The organism is Pedobacter panaciterrae, from assembly GCF_013204795.1.
Taxonomy (GTDB): Bacteria; Bacteroidota; Bacteroidia; order Sphingobacteriales; family Sphingobacteriaceae; genus Pedobacter; species Pedobacter panaciterrae.
The window spans coordinates 847,310-870,608 of record NZ_JABMKW010000008.1 but is presented as its reverse complement, the minus strand read 5'-3'; the positions used below and the strand labels follow the sequence as shown (position 1 = coordinate 870,608).

The following is a 23,299-nucleotide window of genomic DNA, read 5'->3' as shown; positions in this document are numbered from 1 at the left end:
TTTTTACTTACAAGGTTTAAAAATCATCAGAACAGTTCCCTCCTTTACTGGTTTTTTAAAACGCAAGGCCAATCTGGTATAAGGCTTTCCGCCCTCAGAAAGTTCCTCACTTTTAATTTCAAACGCTTCTTTAGTTACTATGGTAATGAATAACTTATCTTTTTTGCCGGTAATTTCGATTTGATTGGCATCGATCTGCTTCCAGCTACCTCTGGTGATCAGGGCGGTTTCATAACTCTGATACTCACTAAATGCAAAATGATCTGTTACGCTAAAAAATCCATTATGTTTGCGGTTATAAATAAATTCCCGTTCCAATTTTTTGAGTTCCTTTACTGGGTAAGCACTGGCAATATCCATAACCATTTTATCCTGCTCATTGGTAAAGCTGGTGCTAAGGACATTCCCTTTTGCTGCAGCACCTGGTATTTGCTGCTGACCGGCAATGAGCGGTACCGGATGCCCATAGGAAGCAATGGTTTTGTAAGAATACCTTTCTGGTCCAAATGTTTTTGATGTATATGGGATAATCCCCGGATCGCCCATTAAAACCTCATCTCCTACTACAACAGAGAAAGATCCAACATCGTTATGATTATGATGTTCATTGTTGTTGCCCCCTTTTATTGCCACCCCCATATCCATTTCGGACGCTGCGCCCGGGCGGACAGTGAGCACACCCGCCTGATCAAAATAGGATCGCAGGTCAGATTCTGATTCTTTGATTGGAAGTTGCTTTGCTGATACCTTTTCCGGAAAAACAGAAAGGATACTAGTTGCCAGGTCCACAGGACGATCTGGAAAAACCACATTCTTAAACTCTGAAATATCAACACCCAGATTCCGGTTTACATAAAAGAGAATAAAGGGTGAGGGCTGGGTATATGGTCGGCAATCGCCAATTGATGGAAAAACACCATGGATAACTACAGTTTTGGGAAGGAATTCGGCCATCAGTTTTACTTTTGGATCAGCAAACAGATCGATTTTTCCACCCGTACTTTTATAAACTGTTTCACGTAAAAGAACAAAGTTTCCAAAACCATAATTATAATAGCCTAGTCCTTCTGTACAATATCCGTCGGGCAGAAAGCCCTGGATTCCATTTTTGTGATAGCGTTCCGCAATGGCAATAAATTTCGCCCTTTCAGTCTTATTGTTGAGTATCGTCTCAGCAGCCCCAACTGTCCCGGAAAGGCATACTGCATTAAAGTTATTGGTGTTTGTTAAAAAGAAATTTTCATTGTTTCCTGTTGCAATTGAATTTAATACAGGATCAAATACCCGTTCCTGCACAGCCTTGATCGCTTCTTCTTTAACTTTTTGATCGATCTTATCATCTAACAGATATAGCGCCTGTGCAATGTGCTGTGCATAACTTACCGCCGATAATTCGACCAGGTATTTTTTACCTTCAAAATTTACCTTGTTATAATCATGTGTGGGGTTTACCCAGGATTTTTGACGGCACAGCTCGAGTAATGCATTTTCTGCGGCTCTTGTATATTTCCCCTTATCCGTAAGGCATTCTGCAAATACATACCAGGTTAGCCATAAGAGGCGTTTTTGTAGCATATTTTTACCTGGAACAGAAGTCCCTTTAGTCCAGTATGCCAAATAATCGTCGTCACTCCAGGCCGGAAATGACAGGTTCAGTGAGCTGTCGGCACTACTGATTACGCTGTTATACTTCCCGCTTTTAAACAACATGTCCCAGGCTTTCCTGTTTTTATAGGTATCCCCGAATCCGAAAGGCTTATCTGGTAACATGGCCACAATTTGATCAACTCTTTGCATATCCAGGGGTTGGACCTGTACAATAGGTTTTGAATTATCATAAACGGTATTTTTAAGGCTTTGGGCGCTTACTATACTTCCTCCTATTGCGAACAAAGAGATAATTAGCCCTGGGGTCATTATTCTGTACACTAATCTCATAGCTTTAAAACTAATATCCCGGATTTTGTATCAGTAAGTTATTCAGTTGAATATCATGAATAGGAATTGGCATAAAAATGTTTCTGGCCGACACCTTAGTAGCGGCAGTAGTAATGTTCGTTGCAGTTCCTGCATTTGCGTTGGCATATGCCAGAAAGCTCTTCATATCCTCAACAAATTTGCCCCAGCGAATCAGGTCATTTCTCCTTAATCCTTCAAAACACAATTCTCTTGATCTTTCTTCTTTTATCGCTTCTAAAAGCTCCGATTTACTTGAAATTTGCAATGCAGAAAGGTCAGCGTCATCAGGTTCAGTAATTATCGCTGTAGCGTTAGCACCGGTTCCTCCACCGCCAATAAGGGTAACTGTTGGCGCGGAAGTATAATAAGGGCCTCCTACTGTTAATGTCCCTGGCGAAGTAATGGTAATTCCAGTAACTGAACCGTCTGAGATGGTTGCCTCGGCGGTAGCCCCACTGCCGCCGCCGCCGTTGATTGTTACTGTGGGAGCACTGGTATAGCCTGAGCCGCCATTGGTTACAGCAATGTGCTTAATCACATTTCCATATAATATGCCGTAAGCTCTTTTACGAACCAAATTCACATACTGATAAGCATTTGCAGGCCCGTTAACTTCGTTTTCTGCTTCGGCAAGCATAAGCAGTACATCAGAATAACGCAAAAATGCGAAATTCTGGGAGGTATAGTTTTTATCCTTGGGGTTCACAACTTCATACTCCCGGCGCCACTTTCCTGCATTCATAACCCAGGTACCTGTCACGTTGGTCTTTTTAGCTGTTGCACCTGTACCCCAAGTATAATTAGCACAGTTCCAATCCCTCCTCCAGTCGAAAGAAGCCTTATTGGGTTTATCATTGCTCAAAGGATTGACTTGATAGGAAGCATACAATTTTCGGGTCGCGTTTATCGAACCGGAACTGAAGCCCTTATTGGCATCATTGCAGGTAATTCCACAAAAGCGCCCGGTATAAGTGTTTCCCAAATTAACGCCTCCGGTATTGTTGCCCCAGAACTCCAATTCCCACATACTTTCTTTCACATCATATTGCTCCCTGGCATATTTAATAAAAACATCTCTATAATCGGGGTTAAGGGCGTGTTCAGGTGCGCTTCCTGTAGGGTTAACAACCTTATTGGCCCAGAACAGTGCATCTTTATATTTTTCTGTATCCTTTAACGGAAAGCCTGCCATATAAAGGTATACCCTGGCCAGCATCCCCTGAACTGCAGTTCGGGTAACCTTCCCCCCTGACCCCAGAACCGTAGCCGTTTGCGTTTGCAATAAAGCCTCCGCATCAATCATATCCTTTGTAATCTGCGCATAAACATCTTTCATCGGTGTCCTTGCAACATTAACTTCTGTTACTGATTTAGTTGGGGTAAAGATCAATGGAACATCACCGTAATTGCTCACCAGCATAAAATATTGAAAGCCGCGCAGAAACAATGCTTGCCCCTTGATCACATCTTTCGCGGTTTGGTCCATGGTTACATTGTCTACTTTCGAAAGCAATAAATTGGCCCGTTCAATACCTACATACAGGCCTTTCCAGAACAATTCATTTTTGGGATCTGCGGCATCATATTGATAGGACGTTGTAAGTTCCACTATTCTACCATAAGATTCGTCTGTATTGGTATTGAACATATATAAATAATTATTTCCATATACCTCCTGAGTGCCCAATGAATTGTATATACCATTGAGGGCACTTTGTAACTGCTCCGGGGTTTTGTAATAAGCGTCTGGGTTAATAAAATCCGTTGGGTTGGTATCCAGCACTTTCTGGCAGGAAGTAGCTGCTGCCACCAGCATGGTGAGGTAAAAATATTTTATCAGTTTCATACTTTTATAATAGATCAGTTAGAATGATAGGTTTAACCCGAATATGAGCGTGCTTGCACGGGGATAGGCAGAAAAATCAAATCCGGGGGTAAGGGTAGAATTTCGGACGGACACTTCAGGATCTGGTCCGGAATAATTTGTCCATGTTGCAATATTTTGAGCAGAAGCGTAAATCCTTAAACTTTTAAGCTGTGCTTTTTGGAATATTCTTGATGGAAAATTATAGCCCAGTGATATCGTTTTTAACCGGAGGTAAGAACCATCTTCAACTACCCTGCTTGAGTAATAAAATGGCCCCTGCCCTCCGGTTCGAAACAAAGTATTACTGGGATTATCTGGCTGCCATCTATTGGCATAACTTGCGTACTGATTGAAAAACCTGGATTGCTTTCCGTTGCCATCAAATAGCATACGGTTAGCGTTGATGATGTCGTTTCCGTATGACCATTGAAGAAATACATTAAGATCAAACCCTTTATAAGAAAAATTATTTGATAAACCACCTGTATGCTTAGGAAGACCGCGTCCAATTACCGTAAAATCATTTGCATTAACATTTCCATCGCCATCAAGGTCTTTATATTTGATATCGCCTGGTTGCACCGTAGGATTTCCATTTCTGGGAATATTTTCTTTAAGCGTATAAACGCCTTGGGGGCTCTTATCAAAATCTTCATACTGATAAACACCATCCCAAATTGCACCATAAAATTGCCCTACTGGCTGTCCAAGAAGGGCTATGTAAGGAGAAAGCGCATTCCATTTTTGATCAAAACCTACCGGACTTTTTAAAGAAGTTTGGTTCTCAGAAAGTGCCAGTACTTTGTTTCTATTGAAACTGATGTTAAAACTTGAACTCCAGTTAAATTCCTTCCTATGAATATTAACCGTGCTCAGTGAGATTTCAAGACCTTGATTTTGCATTTTCCCTACGTTTTTATAGGCATCAGACAATCCGGTGGTATAAGGCAAAAGGGCCTGCAATAACAGATCATGGGTTGTTTTTCTGTAAATGTCAAGAGTTACATTTACACGTTGTTTAAAAAGGCTTAAATCATAACCAATATTCACTTGTTTTGTAGTTTCCCATTTTAAGTTGGCATTTCCAAAAGCACTTAAGATGGCTCCTTTAGAAGGAGAGCCATTGCCATAGGAATAACCCGCGGAATTGGGTTGTGTGATCTGGTCGAGATAGGAAAAGTCGGCAACCCTATTGTTGCCTGTCTCGCCGTAACTTAAACGTAGTTTAGCATCAGAAATAAATGTAAATTTCTTCATAAACTCCTCAGCACTCATCCGCCATGATAGTGCACCAGAAGGAAAATACCCCCAGCGCTTCCCCTGTGCGAATTTTGAAGATCCATCGGAACGGAAAGACGCAGTAAAGTAATATTTTGATTTATAATTATAATTTATGCGCCCGAGGTACGACAAAAGGCCCCATCTGGAACTTAATGAAGTACCGATCAGGGAAGGCGATTCATCTAAACCATCAAGGCCTAATGATTCATTAGGTACGTTGAGAGCAGCAAAGCCATTTACTCCCGTTTTATTTCCTTGCATGGTATACCCTGCCAATACAGTAAGATCATGCACCTTATTAAAAATCTTTTTATAGCTGAGTGTATTTTCATTTAGCCAAACGGTAGAAGGGTTATAATAAACTGATCCGTTCACACCACTCGAATTACGTGGATTACCCAGTCGGGTCTGGGAGTTATTAAAGGCCTCATCTCTCTGCATATTATTGGTGATGCCGCCTGTAACTCTTAGGGTAAGAGATGGAATAATTTTGTATTCCGCATAGCCGTTCGCGATTAATCCTGTGATCAACCGGCGCCGAAGTTCATTTTTAGCAGAAATCACCGGATTAACCCTGTAATCAGCAATTACATTATAGTCGAAGCCCGGATCAAATAGTTCATCATCAAGATTGTTATCGTTACCACTTACAGGACGATAGCCCCATACTGCATAAAGCAGATTGGTACTGGCAGATTGGATTGGCGAGGCAGCATTAACTATACTTCCGTTAGATGCACTATAACTATAATTTAGGTTAACCCCAATTTTTAATTTTTGATTTACATTCTGATCAAGTGTAATTCGTCCCTGGTAACGTTTGAAATCGGAGTTTAAAACCACCCCATCCTGGCCAATGATGTTTCCTGAGATCGAATAACGTGTTTTATCAGACCCACCCCTTATTGAGATATCATGACTTTGCATGGGGGCATTCCGATAAATTTGGTCCTGAAAATTAATTCCCGTTACATTTTTATAGTCGTCAAGTGTTTTCCCATCGGCTAGATAGGTTGTGTTCGTATTTGCCGGATCAAGCTCTAACTGGTATTTTACAAATTCATAGGGACTCATTAAATCGATGGTTTTTGTATTTTTCTGAAAACCATAGTACCCATTGTAAGCAATCACCGGATCACCTATATTTCCTCTTTTGGTGGTAATAATGATTACTCCGTTTGCTCCTCTTGCCCCGTAGATGGCTGTGGCCGATGCATCTTTTAAAATATCGATAGCCGCAATATCTGCTGGATTTATGGAGTTATTGTTCGCATCTTCTAATGGAAAACCATCTACAACATATAATGGTGAGGTGTCTTGTGTGATTGAACCTGCTCCCCTTATCACAATATTATTTATTGACCCAGGCTGCCCATCGGCGCCTGAAACCTGAACACCAGCTACTCTTCCGGCCAGGGCCTCGTCAAATGATTTTACCGGTGCCTTCTCAAATTCATCCATTTTCACTTGCCCGACAGATCCGGTCAGGTCTTTTCGTGCGGTTGCACCATAGCCAATCACTACAATCTCATTCAATGCATTATCAAGACTTTTAAGAGCAAGGTTGATGATGTTCTTGCCGTTTAAAGGGATATCCCTTGATTGGTAACCAACGTACCTGAATGATAAAGTGGCATTTGCATTTGAAACTGTAATCACAAATTTGCCATCAGCATCGGTAGTGGCTCCGGTTTTAGTGTTTTTTTCAAATATGGTGACACCGAAGAGCGGTTCATTGTCAGACGAGGTTACTTTACCTGAAATGTTTTTGCTTTGCGCATTTCCAGCCGATGGTAAAGCCATTACCAATATCCAGGTAAAAATCACGCTGAAAGTAATGGTCCCACAAAGATTTAGTGGTTTGGTTAACATATTATATTTGGTTAGTGTAAAATCAATCCTATGTCTGATCCGGCAACAATTACAGACTCATATACAAACTTAATATAATTATATATTGTATACAATATATAATTATATTAATACAAATACTGCAATAAAACCACTAAAAAAAGATGATTATATTAATAATCAAATCGATATAGCACCATTTAGATAAAAAACCCTCAACGAAAATAAAGTCCCCCATTAATATCAATGGTTGCTCCCGTAATATAATTACCACCCTCACCTGCCAGGAAAGCGACTGCCAGGCCAATATCACGTGGCTGTCCAATACCCAAAGGTACATTCTCAGCAATTCTTACAATTCCTTCATTTCCATGTGTTTGGGTAAGTAAATCGGTTTCAATAATACCCGGGGCAATGCAATTTACTCTGATCCCTAATGGGGCACCAGTTCTGGCAAGTGTTTTTGTTAGTCCTAAAATTGCACTTTTACTGGCTGAATAATGTACATGGCCATATAGTGCCCCCTGTTGCCCAACCACTGAGCTAATATTAATGATCCTACCATCTTTCTGTTCTCTCATGATTTGCATAGCATACTTGGCGCACAAAAAACAACTCGTGAGATTGGTTCCTAAAACATGTTCCCAATCATCAAGACTGGTGTCAAAAATATCTTGGGCTTGAGATGTTCCTGCATTATTGACCAGGATATCTAGTTTGCCCGTGCTGTTTTTAGCAAATGAAAAGAGTGCTTCCACATCTTTTTCTCTACTTACATCCGCAGCTTTAAAGAATACCTTGCGGTTAAAAGCCCTTACCCCGTTCACTATTTCTTCAAGGTCTTCACTTTCAGCCAGGTCGTTAAGTATAATATCTGCTCCCTTTTCTGCCAGGGTTAGGGCTATACTTTTGCCAATCCCCCTTAAAGAACCTGTTATTAATGCAGTTTTTCCAGTTAATTCACTCATGATACTAATTAAATTTATTTTGCCTCTGCATCCACATGTATTTCTTTGGCAAGGGTAAATCTTAATGCAATAAAAATAAAAATGCTCCCCAGTAAATAAACAACGGAGAGCGCTGATAGACCACTTGACAATCCTAATGTAGGCTTTATCGTCCCTAAGATCCATGGTGCAAAAGCGCCTATTAAAAAAGCAAACATAATCATTGCGCCAGAAACAGATGCCCTTACTCCAGGTGCCGTGACCAAAAATAAAGATGCGTAAATATTGGAGTCATAAATGCCTCTGAAAAAACCAAAAAGACCCATACCTGTATACACCCAAATCAGCTCATTTGCTGATCCCAGCAGATAAATAAAAGGACTGCCCAACAATAATCCAAATGCTTGCAATTTTAATCTTGAACCAATATTGGTCTTCGCCAGGTAGTCAGAAAAGCGCCCGCCGGCCAGCACCCCCAAAAATGCAAAAACATGATGATAAAACATGGAGGAAAAGCCGGCGTTTGCTAGAGAGAGCTTGTATTTTTCATGTAAAAATGTTGGCGCCCAGGTTAGGTAGCCCACATTCACGAATATCATACAGGCAAATGCCATAGTCAGCAATACTGCTGTTTTCTTTTGAAATAATCCTTTTAAGCCGTCAAACACGGTCACCTTTTTCTTGATTACTAACGAATCAGTATCAGGTAAAATGTCTTTTTTAAACCTTACAACAAGTACAATGGAGAGTACAATTCCTATTCCTCCAAAAATGTAAAAAGCCACACTCCACCCAAACCTTTCTGCTATCAATGCGCCAATCAGTCCGCTCATGATAATCCCCGCATAAAGTGCAGTCTGATGTATGGCCATTGCAAACCCTGTTTTATCCTTATATGTATCACCTATAAGCGCGTTGGCCGCCGGAGCATAAAAAGATTCACTGCTTCCCACAATTCCTCTAAGTATTACCAGATGGATCAATCCTGCACTGAATCCGGTAAAAAAAGTGGCAACACTCCATAATAGCAGACTAAAAATGATCACTTTTTTCTTACTAAAAACATCACCAATATATCCGCTTAAAGGCACACATAATCCTATCGCCCAAATGAATACAGAAGCGATCATACCCAATTCAGCGTCTGTAAGCTGCAGACTTATTTTAATTTGCGGCAGGATCACATTAAATACCTGTCGGTCTGCCTGATTAAAGAAAAAGACCAGCCACAGCAGAATAATCAACTCCCAATTAAAGGATTTCAATTTTAAGTTACGTGGAGCGTTATATCTGATCATTTTTCATTTTAGAAAATTATTAAGCAAAATAGCCAATGGCATCTTGCGGTCTGATTTCAGTAAGCTTACCATTGTAATGCCTTAAGTCTCTTGGTTCATATGTATGCTCCTTGATTGCCTCTTCATTGATGTCTATTCCAAGACCTGGCAAATCGTTAATTTGCATCATTCCATTGGTAAATTCAATTTTTTCAGTACTTATTTTGTTTCGATAAGGTACATCACTGCTCATCGTTTCCAAAAAATGAAAGTTAGGTGTGGAAGCTGCAATATGCAAGGTTGCTGCATTTGCTACTGGTCCGCTAGGATTGTGAGGACAAAGCGGAATATAATAGCACTCAGCCATCGCAGCAATCTTTTTTAGTTCGGAGATACCCCCAGCATGGCTCACATCAGGTTGAATGAAATCTGCACAATCCTGATTTAGAAAACTTCGATAATCCCACCTGCTATATAGACGTTCCCCTGCTGCAATCGGAACTTTAGTTTTCTTTCTTAATTGTGCCAATCCTTCCATGTGGTCTGGTGGAATAGGCTCTTCGAACCAGGTAATGTCAAAATCTTCCAGGGCATGAGCTACCCTAATGGCTGTCGGCATGTTAAATCGTCCATGACCTTCAATTAAAATATCTATTTCTTTTCCAACAGCATTTGTAACAGCACCAATGCACTTCAAAGCGTAAGCAAATTCCTTTTTGGTCAGGTTCATGTAGGCCGAACCAAAAGGATCCCATTTAAGACCTTTAAAACCCTTTTTAACGGCTTCCTTAGCTTTTGCAGCAAATTCTTCGGGCGTTTTAGCCGGGGCAAACCATCCATTTGCATAACATGGAACAGCATCTCTTACTTTTCCGCCCAGTAACTGATAGACTGGCACCCCCAGATCTTTGCCTTTGATATCCCATAATGCCATATCAACGGCAGCCAGTGCGCTCATTAAAACTACCCCACCCCGCCAATAGGCATCGCGGTAGCAATCGTGCCAGATTGCTTCTATATGATGAGGGTCTTTACCTATTAAATATCTTTTAAGTTCATTTACCGCCTGCACAACAGTTAATTCCCTCATTTCCAGCGTTGCCTCACCTACTCCGTAAAGACCAGAATCTGTGATTACTTTCACAAACACCCAGTTTGTTCTGTAGGAATGGCAAATAAAGGTTTTAATTTCAGTGATCTTCATAATAATGTACTTATAATTTCTACCGGCAGCGTTTCATAATAATTCAAATTTAGTATATTGTATACAATATACAATATGAAAGTAAACATTTATAAATACCACAAAATAGCTGGCGTTTCATTAACAACATCCTAACTATCTTACCTCAGAAATGAATAAATCCTATTTTAATCTATCTCCTATCTGACGTAGAAGGTCGGCTTTGGCGTTAACGCAATGCCTGGCGGCTGCAGCTTCTACTTCTATGGGATTTCTGTTTTCCAAGGCGCTAATTATTGCACGATGTTCCTCTATAACCTCATTTGTCCGCTCTACACCAAAGCCATAAGTCAGGCGTAACGTATTGATCAACTGCCAGTGTTTTTCCAATATCTGCAAACCTTCAGCATTATTGGCCAATTCATAAATTGCAGAATGGAACCGTTTATTGAATTGTAAACAGCCGGTATAATCTTTCTTTGCTGCTGCTGTTTCATATCCTTTTTGCAGTTGATTGAGCTGCTTCAGATCCTTTTCCTTTAAGTTTTCTATACACTTAACCGTAAGATAAACTTCAATTAGCTGTCTGATCTCATAAATATTTTCTAAAAATTGTTGATCAACTTTTCTGACATGGGCTCCTTTATTTGGCTCAATGATCAGCAATCCTTCACCCTGCAATTGTTGCAATGCTTCTCTTATGGGCATCTGGCTTACTTTATACCGCTCAACCAACTCAGCGATCTTTAGCCTTTCTCCCGAAATAAAATAACCAGAAAGAATATCTTCTCTTAATTTTTCCCGTACCCTGGAATATGTCGGATCAGCTAACTGGTTTAATGAGTCGGATTGTATTTTATCTTTCAATGTTGCAAATTTTAAATGATGATCAAATATACAATATATATTATATACAATATACCAACTAACTGCGGCCATACTTGGCTAAAATATTTCTTCAGAAAAGTCTTCGGTAATGGTGCAGGAAACAATGAGGATTTTATATGGAATTCTTTTTTCTAACCTATTATCACAATTGTATTAACTATTTTTGACAATCCAAAGCATTTTTATATTCTGGATACATCTTCAATACTTCCTATGGATCAAATGACAATAAAAAATCCTTTTTCAATAGCAATTCACCTCACAATATCCCTGGTAATGGTCTTGTGCCTTTCCGTCTCTACTTTTGCACAGAAAAATAAGGCAATGGATAAAGGTCAGGACATTTCTATCCTTTCTGACTCTGCAACCTTGACAAAGGGCGATTATCTGATTCATTTAGAGAAGGTATTCGAAACGGTAAACAAAGTTCCCGTTACAGTTGGTTCTTTTAAGAAACTAAATCCCATAACGGCACATTTAACACAAGATGAGGCTGCTCTTGCCTTACTCAAAAATAGGCTTACACAAAGTGAAAGAATGTTGAATTTGCAAAACCTGCAAATGGATCAGACCTTACTTAAAGAACTTCAAACAAACAACAAAGATTGCCTGTCGGATCTGGATGAATACGAAAAAGAGTTAAGGGAATTAAAAACGGAAATTCTTAATCTACGCAAAGACACCGTGCTGATTAAACTTTTTACGCTGCCTTCTATGCGCATTATGTTTAAAGATCAATTTGCAGAGCTCCAGAAAAAACGTGTGGTAATGGACAGTCTGCTAAAGACAACAACATCGTCAATTAATAACCTGCAGGCGCGAACATCGGCCAATCTGATAAACATTAAGGAGTTAATGTATCTTACCGATAACCAACTTGGTGCAGTAAGTATAAAAGCTTTCGGAAAAGAACGACGTTACCTTTGGGAATCAGCAAGTGGTAAGACCAGGGGTGTTGGATTCCGCAAGTTTATTAATGGGGAACAGGAAATATCAGGCTATTATTTTGTATACACCCGCAGCAGCCGTTTTTTACTGTTCCTTACCTGTGCTACTTTCTTCTTCTGGGTATTTTTCAATTTCAGAAGCATGAAACAACGCGACCGGTTGGAAGCAGTTGACGATTTCTCTTTACTCAGTCCGCAACCCTATCTCATTACCTTTATCATGCTTTTTACGCTGGCGCCGATTTTTGACCTCATGGCCCCGGCACTTTATATCGAATCGGTACAGATCTTACTTGCAGTTTTGCTGACAGCATTTTTTCGTAAAAAACTATCGTCAAAATTATTTTACCCTTGGTGCATATTTGTACTGCTTCTTCTTGCACCTGTTTTTCTGCGTCTTTTAGGCATGCCACCAAGATATCAACGCTGGCTCCTTCTTTTCCTTAGTCTCAGTTCTACCATCTACGGCGTCAGTATTTTGAAGAAGATAGATGAGCAGGCAAAAAAATATAGAATGATACTCCTTACGGGATTTATCTATACCATATTTGCAGTCATTGCTACTTTATGCAATATTTTTGGTCGCTTCACACTTACCCAAATTTTTTATTCGACAGGTGTAAACTCCTTGTTAAATGCCATATCCTTAACCATTCTTGCGAAAGTATTGGTGGAGGCTTTTCTGCTTCAAATGAAAAGTAGCAGAATCCGCAAAGGCTATCCTGAGTATTTCGATTGGCACCCTGTTATCGCAGGCCTTAAAAGGCTAACCGGTGTGGGTGCTACAATTATCTGGTTTGTGATATTTACCACCAATCTTAATATTTTTAACGGTCTTTATGAATCTTTAATGGAGATCCTTAATGAAAAAAGAACTATAGGGAACTTCTCTTTTACCTTTGGCGGTATTGTACTCTTTTTAGGCATCATTTGGATTGCCAACTTTTTACAGAAGTACATTGCCTACTTCTTTGGAGATACCGGCGACGATGGAATAGAAGACAATAAAGGAGAGCGCTCGAAATTACTAATTACACGATTGGTACTACTCATTGGAGGATTCCTTATTGCTGTTGCAGCATCTGGATTGCCGATTGACAAAATCACCGTGATTCTTGGCGCCCTTGGTGTAGGTATCGGGCTAGGCTTACAGAATATCGTAAGCAATTTCGTATCGGGGATCATCCTTATTTTTGATAAAACTATCCGCATCGGAGATGTGGTAGAGCTAAGCAATAAAAAAGGAAGGGTTAAGGAAATCGGTGTCCGCGCCAGTACACTGCTTAGTGACGAAGGTGCAGAGATTATTATTCCCAACGGGGCCATTTTGTCGAACAATATCATCAATTGGACCCTTAGCAATAACCAAATGCGTATAGACATTTCTTTAACTATCGCTAAACCTTTCAATTCAACTGAAGTAGTACATCAGATCAGAGATATTATTACTAAAAATGATAACGTCTTTGTAAACAAGGAACCCGTAATTATGATCAGTCCTGTGAGTAAGGTAAACAGCAGCATAAAAATATATTTCTGGTGCAAGGATATTTCAAATGCAGATCTTACAAGAAATATAATCATTGCACAAATATTTGAGACCTTTGAAGAGAAAGAAATAGAAATTTTATAGTTCCTATCTGACCTATGGCGATATTGCCTGTTGAATGGATAAGACTTGCGACAGCCTTTGTATCTGATCCGAAGCCGGCACCAACCTTAGAGGGCTCCCCTTATAGAGTTCATATACCATTTCGCCACTTAGGCCGATCGAAACACGCTCGACCGAAAATACTTTCCCTGGCACACGGGCACCAAACCAGTGAGGATCTGCTTTTTGTTTCCAGGTAACATTGTACAGAATCGTGCCAGCCGGATAGCTATTCTCTTGCGTGTGCGTATGGCGTACGGCTAGCTCATTTCCATAAAGTGTAGACGTGGTACCGTTATCAGGACGAATGCTTGTTGTTAGAGCGGTTAGTAGTAAGGGATTTTCGGGTAGTCCCTGAACAGATCCAACTGAGGCTTCATCATTCAAACTGTCGCTACGTTCCGAACTGCAGCCTAATGCTAGCGCCAAACCGAATAAGATCATTCCTATAATTGATTTCCTTTTCATGATCGTTTAATTTTTAAAATTGAACAGGTCTATTGGCCTGGTAAATACATAATCATTATCTCGCTGAGGTTGATGACAGGAAACGCATTCGGTATCAAAATCCAAAGTCTTTCCGTAAGGCAGCAAATCGTCGCCTTTCCATCTTCCCCAGCCCCATCCTTTTGTTTTGGCATATTTACGGGCATCTTTTATCATGAACTCGACCTGTACAAATTTCCCGGCAGAAATACTTCCATCAGCATTTTGTTGCTGCTTCCAGGCAGTCTTCGCAAAAATACTCCCATCCGGCCATGGATCTGTTTTTTTTGACTGCAAGGCCTTTACGGCGGTTTCATTTGCAAAAATAATACGTAATGTTCCATTGTCGAAACGGTCCGTAGTACTTATTGCCTTCCAATTTCGGTAATCTGGAATATAAGCTATCCCGTTAGGAGATGGTTTAACTTCCCGCTCTGGCTTAACACCCACAGCCGTTATTTCTTTAGGGTTGTTTGGCGCAACTTTACCTTGTTTAGCTCCGTAAGAAATGGAAAGTAGGTAACGTTTTAATGTTTCAATCTCATTTTCATCCACCTTAGCCTGAGGATGAACGGCAGTATAGCTTGGCAGTGGCATCTCTCCGGACAAGATCTTATTGAGCGCATAGTAAAGCGCAGCACTTTGCTGCGCGGTAGCCAGCGAATCCCAATTCGAAAAATCGAGCGCTTTTCTACCGTTTCTGATATGCGAAGCGACCAGAAAATTCACAGGAGTAATCTTGTCATACCAGTGTAGCCGCGTTTCACTAGAATGGCAATCAAAGCAAGCAGTCTGCAAGATTCCGTTTACTTCTCTGGACACACCACCTAGCTGCTTGCCCACGCCATATGCCGAGCCTGTGGTTTCTTTTGGCCTTATAAATTGCAGGCATACTAAGGCAAGTGCGATACAAATAATAATTTTCCATTTACGTTTCATATACTACTTATATTAGATAATGATGAAACAAAACTACTCTCTACGAGCTGATTGAACCAATGTTTTCCTGTTAAAGGGAATTATTAGCCGGTAAAGCCGATTTTTTTTCTTTGAATAAGTCCATATTTTTAGGACATTCGGCTTACACAAATTTATAGTTCACACACCCCTTCTTGTACGTGAACTTTACTCAAGCATCCCAAATGAATAAGACCCGACTGCATATTTACGTTTTCATAACCGTTACTGCCACGGTATTGTTGATCAGTTTTTTCTCTTTCCGCTATCTTTACCAGGTTGCCAGTGAAAAACTTTGGACCAGCAAGATGGAATCTGGGAAACGTGAAAGCAGGGAGATTGGCAGATTACTGGAACAACAGCTGCTCATTGGAATTGAAAAGCCACAAGTGATACGGAACCTGCAGCAGAGTATCGAGAATACCGACGTGCAAAGCGAATTCATCTGTATGTATGATAAGAACTGCATCGAACTTTGCCATCCCAATCCGGCGCTTATAGGGCAAAAAATTGAACAAAACAACTCCCAACTTGATCTGGGTGAAGGAAAAAATTCTATTTCCTTTAGCGAGGTCATCAGTTCTCAGAAAAAGCTCGGTGGTATCAGAAACTTTCCCAAAAGCCAACACAGAAGCTCGGAAATCGTAAATGTGTACCCCGTAAAAGGCAGCGACTGGATTGTAGCTTCCCATGCAAATATCGAGGTAATGCACCAGGAACTTTCCGATCTATATAAGCAGTTTAGCATTGGTTTTCTGCTTAGTACCCTGATCATTATTACGTGTTGCCTATTGCTGATAAGAAGGATTTACAGCAAGCATGAACAGGCCTTGGAAGACGAAATCGCAGGCCTTAATGAAAAGATCAACAGCCTGAGTACACTCGACCTGCAACTCAATACCTTGCAGGAAAAACTGCAGGATCAGATACTGGTTCAGCACCCTGAACGAGAAAAGGAAAACGGTCGGAAAAGGATTATCACCTACCATAAAGATGAACTTATACACCTGGATGTGTCCGAGATCGCCTATTTCTTTTTAGACGGGAGTACCGTTCTTATATTTACTTTCGACAACAAGCAGTTCTCTACCAATATAAGCCTTGACGAACTGATGAAGCAGTTGGACAACGATATCTTCTACCGAGCAAACAGACAGTTCATCATCAACATGAGGTCAATCAAAACTATTTTCGTATACGGTAAAAATCAGTTGCGAATAGTTACAGATCCTAAGACCAGCGAACCGGTCATCATCAGCAAGAACAAAGTTGCAGAATTCAAAAAATGGTTAGATCGCTAGGCTTCTTTTCAGAAGTGTTTACATATCAACACTTCTGAAAATTTAGCTTTCTGTGTATCACCCTGTATGTTTAAATTACAACCCTTTTAATAAATTTGGGTATCGTTTTTTTATAATCAAATTTGATTTTTCCGGCAGCTTATTCAACGGAACGGGCTTATCCTGCGGACGGGTTTGTTTTTGATTAATATCGCCCATTAAGCTCCACTTTCTCGTCATTCCAATTGGCTCCCTTGCATTCAAATCGTAACGGGTAAAGTCAACTACCAACTTCGGGCTATTAAGTTTCCAGTCCCTAAGCAATGCCAGCCTGAAATCCTTGTTCATAAACCAACTAATCTCAAGATTGGCATCCGAACCACCAATTCCTGACCCTTTTTCTACAAAGCGATAGTTGAAATCGTTGCTTTTGTAATGGGATCTCCATAGTAAACCAAACTCTCCCTGGGTAATCACTTTTGTATCCGGCCAGCGTTTTTTTACACTGCTTAGCCAATCCTTCAACCGGGCAGCATCATAAGGAAGAGACAATTCCCAGCAATTAGTAACCCAACCAAACCCATTCAATTCAAAGCCCTTATCAAAATGGATAGCAGTAGCATGAAGCATTTCTTTCAGGCCGATCTCGTTTCCGTGCTTACCTAATGTTTCTATAGGTCCAACTCCCATACGGCTGTTAAAACCTTCTGCAAAACCTTGTCGTCTGGCGGCTAAAAAATCCACAGTCCACCCGTCCAGATTAACTACATCAATAAAATCGCTCTTACCTTGTGCAGGTTTGCAAAAATGCTCTTTTGAAGGATAAAAGGGATAAGAAACAGAACCATCGCCATCCTGGTTATCAATCGCAAACTGACTCCAGATGTTGCCCTGGCAAACATGTATATTTTCTTTTTCAGCTAGGTATTGTTGGTTTTTTGCAGAAAGGAAACCCGCTACTATACTAAGCGGGCGGTAGCTGTTGCCTACCATCCGGCTTACAAGTGCAAGTCCGTCATGCAGGTCCTTATTTACTTGCTCAGTAGTATTATAAGCATTTGCAAAATAAGCACCGGGGATAAACGTTATCTCGTCACCATATTCACGGTGATAGCCAACAACGAGTTTCCGGATTTCTTTATAATTCTCTGTGCTGTCATTCAGCGCCAGCCAGCTAAACGCCCAGGTCATCTTGGCTCCAGGAAAACCCTCTTCCACGGCTTTTCTGAAAGCAATAACTTTTTCAGGTGTATGTAAAGCCCGCTCATCCTCGCCAACACTCCGATCCCGTGATACTTCAATCTGGTTTACCCTTATTATAGTATTAAAAGTTAAAAATCGATGGCCCATAAGCCCTCCAGAAGCTGATTTCTTTGCTTGCTGTCCAAATGCCAAAGACATCAGGCAGATAACCAAGAAGTTTAATAAACTCACTTTTTTGAACATATAATTTATTTTTTAATTCATTTAATCATTATTGTATAAAAAGCCAGCCGACAACAGTCGGCCAGCTCGAGCGTAAAATCATCCTACCAGCCAGGGTTCTGTTCTAATTTGTGGCCATTAGCCTGATAAAAGGCGACCTCTTTAGTCGGAAGCGGCTGAAGATAATCCTTATTTGGATCGAATTTTCGGCTTTTTTCAGCAATCAGAAAACCATTTGCATCTACCTTACTCAGGTAGCTTGGATCGCTGTAAGGTGCTTTCCCAGCCCAGTCAGAACCAGTAATTTTAATTCCTTTAACATCCTGTGGCAATTCAGTCTCAGCAGTTTTCCATCTGCGCAAGTCATCGTACCTGAATCCTTCCAAAGTGAGTTCAACAGTTCTTTCCCTCCTGATCTCATTTCTCATATTAAGGTTATTGGTAGCCACAAAAGTGTTGGTCAAATGCGGCATACCCGCACGATCTCTGAGCTTATTAATCGAAAGATCAAGATCACCGTCGCTTATTGCTCCTGCTTTTTCAAAAACTGCTTCTGCATAAATAAGCAACACTTCTGCATAGCGGATAAGGTGGCGATCAAAGTCAAATATACTGGCATCTCCATTTTGTCCGGAATTATTGGCCACTGGGTCTTCCGACATATATTTATAGAGTATATATCCTGTATTGAAATTACGTTGCGGCTTATCAGGCCAGTTGGCAATCTTATTTACGGGAAAGAAAACCCTGTTGGTTAACGTTCCCGGAATGATCATCGTCATGGTCATCCTGGGATCCCTGTCCTGAAATTCAGAAACAAAAGTGCCGTAACCTTTGAAAACCGTTCCTGGAGCTGTGATGGGCAATCCATTCTTATCTAAATAAAGGTCAACCATCTTTCTGGTCGGGTTATAACCGTTCCCATCATACTGATATGGAATATCATGTCCCAGGATATTTCGGGCATATCTCCTGTCCAAAATCGATTCCCTGGAGTCGTCGCCATCTTCCAAAAATAAGTAACGATAGCTTTGCGCGCCCTTGCCTGTGTACAAACCATATGTACCACTGTTCATGATCTCCCTTGAAGCAGCAATCGCAGCATCAATATATTTTGTAGCATTGCCATCAGCCCTGAATTTCCCCCATGTCCCCTCAAATAATGCCACACGTGCAGTTAAAGCAAGCGTCGCACCTTGGGTAATCCTACCAACATCCACAGAAGCGAGAGCCGATTGCATAGGTAGATCAGCTTTGGCCTCCTGTAAATCTTTAAGAATGAAATCAACAGTTTCCGTTCTGCTTGACCTGGGAGTAAATAAAGCCGGATCATCAGTTGCCAAGACTTTTGTAATTAATGGCACTCCACCATATAGCCTCAGTAACTTCCAGTAGTACCATGCCCTGAAGAATTTGGCTTCTGCCACATATCTTTTTATTTCAGCATCTGTACTTGCCGATCCTTTTTCAATGATGTTGTTCGATGACCGAATATAGCCATAGCTGTCTGTCCAGAGTACCACTGACTCTGCAGGCTGCAGGTTTCCGTTACTTACCGAATTTGGAAAATTAAATGCTATATCTGATTCAGTATCCTCAAAGCCAAAACGGTCAAGTCCGTTATATAGATTATTTGCAGCCAGCTTAAAATCTGCACCCGTTTTCCAGAATGTAGCATCAGTGATACTGTCCTCCGAAACCAGGTTAAGGTCTTTTTTGCATCCGTTTAAAAGCGCAGCAAGGATAAACACACCTGCAATTAATAATTTCCTATGATTAATATATTTAAGTTTCATAAAGCTTGCGTTTAAAATTTAACAGTAAGACCCAGCGAATACACTTTATTGAAAGGATAAGTTCCCTCATTCCTGAAGCCATCCTCCGGATCAAAGTTCCCTCCAAATGTTCCTTTTGAAATGGTAAAAAGATCCTGACCGCTGAAGAATATTCTGGCAGTTTTCATTTTTAAACTGTTGGCAACACTGGCCGGCAGGTTATACCCCAGGGTAATCACCTTAAACCTTAAATAGGCTACATTCTGCATCGTGAGAGATGAAGCGCGATAATCATAACTTCTGATGTCATCATAACCTACACCACCAGGAAGATATCGTGGAAATTTAGCATCCGTTCTCTCTGGCGTCCAGGTCTTTCCATTGTAGTAAGAAAGCGAAGGCCAGTAAAATGTATTTGGGGTAGCAATGTTACCCTCATACCTTACATCTCTCTTTCCTACGCCCTGCAAAAACACCTGAAGGTCTAATTGTTTAAATCCTATGCTAATGTTAGAAGAAAAGGTATACCTGGGAATCAGGTTACCGAGATAAACCATATCACCATTAAGACCCTTTGATTTGTCGCCAAAAGCAGTCAACTTTCCATCCCCATCAACATCACGATACATTACATCACCAATGGCTACGCGGGCAGGAACACCCGTAAGCTTTTTGTAGTTATCCAGCTGTTCCTGATTTTGAATGATACCCTCGTACACATAACCAAAATAAGACCAGATGCCATAACCTTGTCTGAATTTATTAAGACCTTCCTGATAATTGTCCAGATTTTTCAGTTCCACCAACTTGTTCTTGCTGTCACTAAGCTGTAGCGATACGCTGTAACGAAAAGCACCCACTTGGTCTTTCCAGGTGACTGAGGTTTCAAATCCCTTGGTGACCAACTTTCCCTGGTTTGAGGAAGGTGCGGTACCGCCATAAGTTGCAGGAACAGCAATGTCAACCAACATATCATTATTCGTTTTATTATAATAATCAAACGAAAAATTAAGTTTGGAACTAAGTAGTGCCACATCGATACCTATATTTTTATTTTCAATTGTTTCCCAGGTTCTATCTGTAGACGCTGGATTAGCATTGGCCCCGGTTAACCCCGAATTTGGACTACCTATAGGATAATTTCCACCAATGGAGATCAAGGGTATGTAATCATACAGACCCAACAGCCCAATTTCCTGGTTACCCATTTTACCCCAGGATGCCCTGAGCTTTAACAGATCAAAAGTATTGAGTGACTTGATAAAACTTTCTTCAGATAAATTGTAGGCCAGTGCAGCTGATGGGAATACCGCACTCCAGCGCTTATCCGGTGAGAATTTAGAACTACCGTCAGCACGTGCCGTAAGGTCTAAAACCAGTTTATCCCTGAAAGAGTAACTGAACCTGCCAAAGTACGAGCCTAGTGCCTGATTGCTTAGTCTACCAGTAAAGTTTGCATAAGCAGCTTTCGTTCTGTCAGCAAGATTTAAGGTAAAGATGTCATTGCCTATAAAATTATAACCATAGGTTGTCTGGCCTTCGATTTTGGTTTTTTCAATCGATCCTCCCCCCGTAAAGTTTATTCTATGATCAGCCCCCAGCTGCCTGTTATAGTCAAGGTATACCTGATACAATTGATTTAATGTTTTCAGATTAAGATAAGAGGCGGAATTCGGTGTGTTTCTGATGTCCTGAATGTCACCCACATAATTGTACCTTGTAAAGGTCCTGTTGGTACCATTGTCATTGAGGTAATCCAGTCTTATAGCTGCCTGTCCGATTAATTTAAGTCCCTCTAGAAGGGTGTAATCAGCTTTAAAATTGGTAGCAAACCTGGAGGAGCTTCCACGCTGAGTGCCTGCCTCTTCCAGTGACTGCGCCGGATTTTCATACCCTTGGTAGCCATAGAACTGCCCATTTGGGTTGCGCACCGGCTGATATGGGAACTGGCGGGTAACATTGGTCAGCGCATTTCCAAGCATAGTTGGTGTAATGGTAGACTTATTCTCAAAACTGGTTCTTGTTTCAAAGTTGAACTTAGGGGTCAGTCGAAAATCATAGTTGAGTCGAAGGTTATACCTTTCCGAATTGTTTTCTCCGAACCGGAGTGATCCTTCATCTTTATTGTAGCCCATAGATACTACATAATTATTGTTTTCCCCGCCACCTGATATGGAAAGGTTATGTAGTTGCTGAGTAGAATTTTTATAGATTTCTTTGTTCCAGTCCGTATAACCATAAAAACCAGGATAGCTAGTGATTCCATAATTCCAGCCACCATCAAGTTCTGGTGCTGCATTGGCCCTGATTTTATCAAATACCTCTTGTGGAAACCCATTGATACCAGCGTTACGAAGGCCCTCATCCATAAATTCAGCATATTCCAGCGTGTTCTGAATCTTCCTAAGGTAAGTCGGCGTTTTCAGACCTACTGTACCACTATAGGTAATTTCCGGTTTTCCGCTTTTTCCTTTTTTTGTGGTTACAATGATCACTCCATCTGCCGCGCGCGCGCCGTAAATGGCCGCAGAAGCATCTTTTAGCACAGAGATTTCAGCAATGTCATTTGGATTGATGTTATCAATATCACCAGGGATACCGTCAATCAACATCAGAGGATTACTTTCGTTTACTGAAGAATAGCCACGGATTTTAATGCCGTAGCTTTGATTTCCAGGTTGTCCGCTACCCTTAGTAATTGTCAATCCGGGTACAGTACCCTGCAATGCATCCAGGCTATTGTTAAGCGGGCGATTCTCAAATACATCAGACTTGACCGTTGAAATGGCACCAGTGATTGCCCCTTTAACTCTTGTACCATAGCCCACAACAACAACCTCATTCAGGCTGGTGTTCATCTTACTCATTTTAATCTCGATAGATTGTTGACCGCTAATGGATATCTTTTCGGTACGATAACCTAAATAGGAAATCACCAAAACAAAATTTGGCTCGGGATGGCTGATGGTAAAATTACCATCCTTATCAGTTACCGCCCCTGTCTTTGTTCCTTCAACCATGATTGACACCCCTATCAGCGTTTCATTTGTGGCAGAATCCCTGACAACCCCCTTAAGCACCTGCCATTTTTCAACAGCTGGCCAGAGCGTATTATCCCAACGCCTTTTAGCTGTAATCAGTACCGTTTTATTTCTGATTTTATAGTCAAACGGTTGTTTTTCAAAACAAAGATCCAGAACCTTTTTCAGATCGAGATTTTTAATATCCAGAGTAACCGGTTTAGCATTTTTTAGCGTGGCATTGTTGTAAAGGAAATCAAAATCTGTCTGCTTCTTAAGCTCGGAGATGACATCCGTTATCTGTGCGTTCTGAACAGATATACTTATTTTCTGCGCAAAGCTTTCGGCCCTGAGCTGAAAAACACTAAAAAACAATAACATATAGGTTAGTCTCATCTTTAGGGATATTAGTCGAAACATACAGGAATCCCTCCTGAAAACTATTTCAGTATTTTTTTTATACATTTGGTTGGTTGGTTTTTTAAATTATTCGTTTAGTTTGATC

14 protein-coding genes are annotated in these 23,299 nt (G+C 40.7%); 2 read left to right on the top strand and 12 right to left on the bottom strand.

What is annotated here, in order from left to right; all coding sequences use genetic code 11:
• Positions 1–3: 3 nt before the first annotated feature.
• From HQN86_RS05920 to HQN86_RS05890, 7 genes are all read right to left on the bottom strand, one after another.
• Entirely contained in the window at positions 4–1,938 is a 1,935-nt protein-coding gene (locus HQN86_RS05920; RefSeq protein ID WP_172660075.1) for a heparinase II/III family protein, read from the bottom strand.
• Between the two features lie 10 nt (positions 1,939–1,948).
• Positions 1,949–3,805, bottom strand: coding sequence for a RagB/SusD family nutrient uptake outer membrane protein (locus tag HQN86_RS05915; protein ID WP_172660074.1), 1,857 nt, complete (start codon positions 3,803–3,805; stop codon positions 1,949–1,951).
• Between the two features lie 18 nt (positions 3,806–3,823).
• Positions 3,824–6,979 (bottom strand): SusC/RagA family TonB-linked outer membrane protein, encoded by a 3,156-nt coding sequence (locus HQN86_RS05910; RefSeq protein WP_172660073.1) that lies wholly within the window; start codon positions 6,977–6,979, stop codon positions 3,824–3,826.
• A gap of 194 nt (positions 6,980–7,173) precedes the next feature.
• Positions 7,174–7,926, bottom strand: a complete 753-nt coding sequence (locus tag HQN86_RS05905; protein WP_172660072.1) for an SDR family NAD(P)-dependent oxidoreductase — start codon at positions 7,924–7,926, stop codon at positions 7,174–7,176.
• Positions 7,927–7,940: 14 nt separating this feature from the next.
• Positions 7,941–9,203: an MFS transporter gene (locus HQN86_RS05900; protein WP_172660071.1), complete on the bottom strand. Its 1,263-nt coding sequence runs from the start codon at positions 9,201–9,203 to the stop codon at positions 7,941–7,943.
• A 19-nt stretch (positions 9,204–9,222) separates the two neighbouring features.
• The gene (gene dgoD / locus HQN86_RS05895) at positions 9,223–10,386 is read right to left on the bottom strand and encodes a galactonate dehydratase (protein WP_172660070.1); all 1,164 of its coding nucleotides are present in this window, start codon (positions 10,384–10,386) and stop codon (positions 9,223–9,225) included.
• A gap of 162 nt (positions 10,387–10,548) precedes the next feature.
• Positions 10,549–11,232, bottom strand: a complete 684-nt coding sequence (locus tag HQN86_RS05890; RefSeq protein WP_172660069.1) for a GntR family transcriptional regulator — start codon at positions 11,230–11,232, stop codon at positions 10,549–10,551.
• A 243-nt stretch (positions 11,233–11,475) separates the two neighbouring features.
• Between HQN86_RS05890 and HQN86_RS05885 the strand changes: the two genes are divergently transcribed.
• A complete protein-coding gene (locus tag HQN86_RS05885) occupies positions 11,476–13,833 on the top strand; it encodes a mechanosensitive ion channel family protein (RefSeq protein WP_246269445.1) in 2,358 nt (785 codons plus the stop codon).
• A gap of 12 nt (positions 13,834–13,845) precedes the next feature.
• Here HQN86_RS05885 and HQN86_RS05880 read toward each other — a convergent pair whose 3' ends face one another.
• Entirely contained in the window at positions 13,846–14,319 is a 474-nt protein-coding gene (locus HQN86_RS05880) for a hypothetical protein (protein WP_172660068.1), read from the bottom strand.
• A 6-nt stretch (positions 14,320–14,325) separates the two neighbouring features.
• A complete protein-coding gene (locus tag HQN86_RS05875; protein ID WP_172660067.1) occupies positions 14,326–15,276 on the bottom strand; it encodes a cytochrome P460 family protein in 951 nt (316 codons plus the stop codon).
• A gap of 203 nt (positions 15,277–15,479) precedes the next feature.
• Between HQN86_RS05875 and HQN86_RS05870 the strand changes: the two genes are divergently transcribed.
• A complete protein-coding gene (locus tag HQN86_RS05870) occupies positions 15,480–16,595 on the top strand; it encodes a LytR/AlgR family response regulator transcription factor (RefSeq protein WP_172660066.1) in 1,116 nt (371 codons plus the stop codon).
• 75 nt (positions 16,596–16,670) lie between these two features.
• Here HQN86_RS05870 and HQN86_RS05865 read toward each other — a convergent pair whose 3' ends face one another.
• From HQN86_RS05865 to HQN86_RS05855, 3 genes are all read right to left on the bottom strand, one after another.
• Positions 16,671–18,020, bottom strand: coding sequence for a DUF3863 domain-containing protein (locus HQN86_RS05865; RefSeq protein ID WP_172660065.1), 1,350 nt, complete (start codon positions 18,018–18,020; stop codon positions 16,671–16,673).
• Positions 18,021–18,103: 83 nt separating this feature from the next.
• Entirely contained in the window at positions 18,104–19,795 is a 1,692-nt protein-coding gene (locus HQN86_RS05860) for a RagB/SusD family nutrient uptake outer membrane protein (RefSeq protein WP_172660064.1), read from the bottom strand.
• An 11-nt stretch (positions 19,796–19,806) separates the two neighbouring features.
• Positions 19,807–23,190, bottom strand: coding sequence for a TonB-dependent receptor (locus HQN86_RS05855; protein ID WP_172660063.1), 3,384 nt, complete (start codon positions 23,188–23,190; stop codon positions 19,807–19,809).
• Between the last annotated feature and the right edge of the window lie 109 nt (positions 23,191–23,299).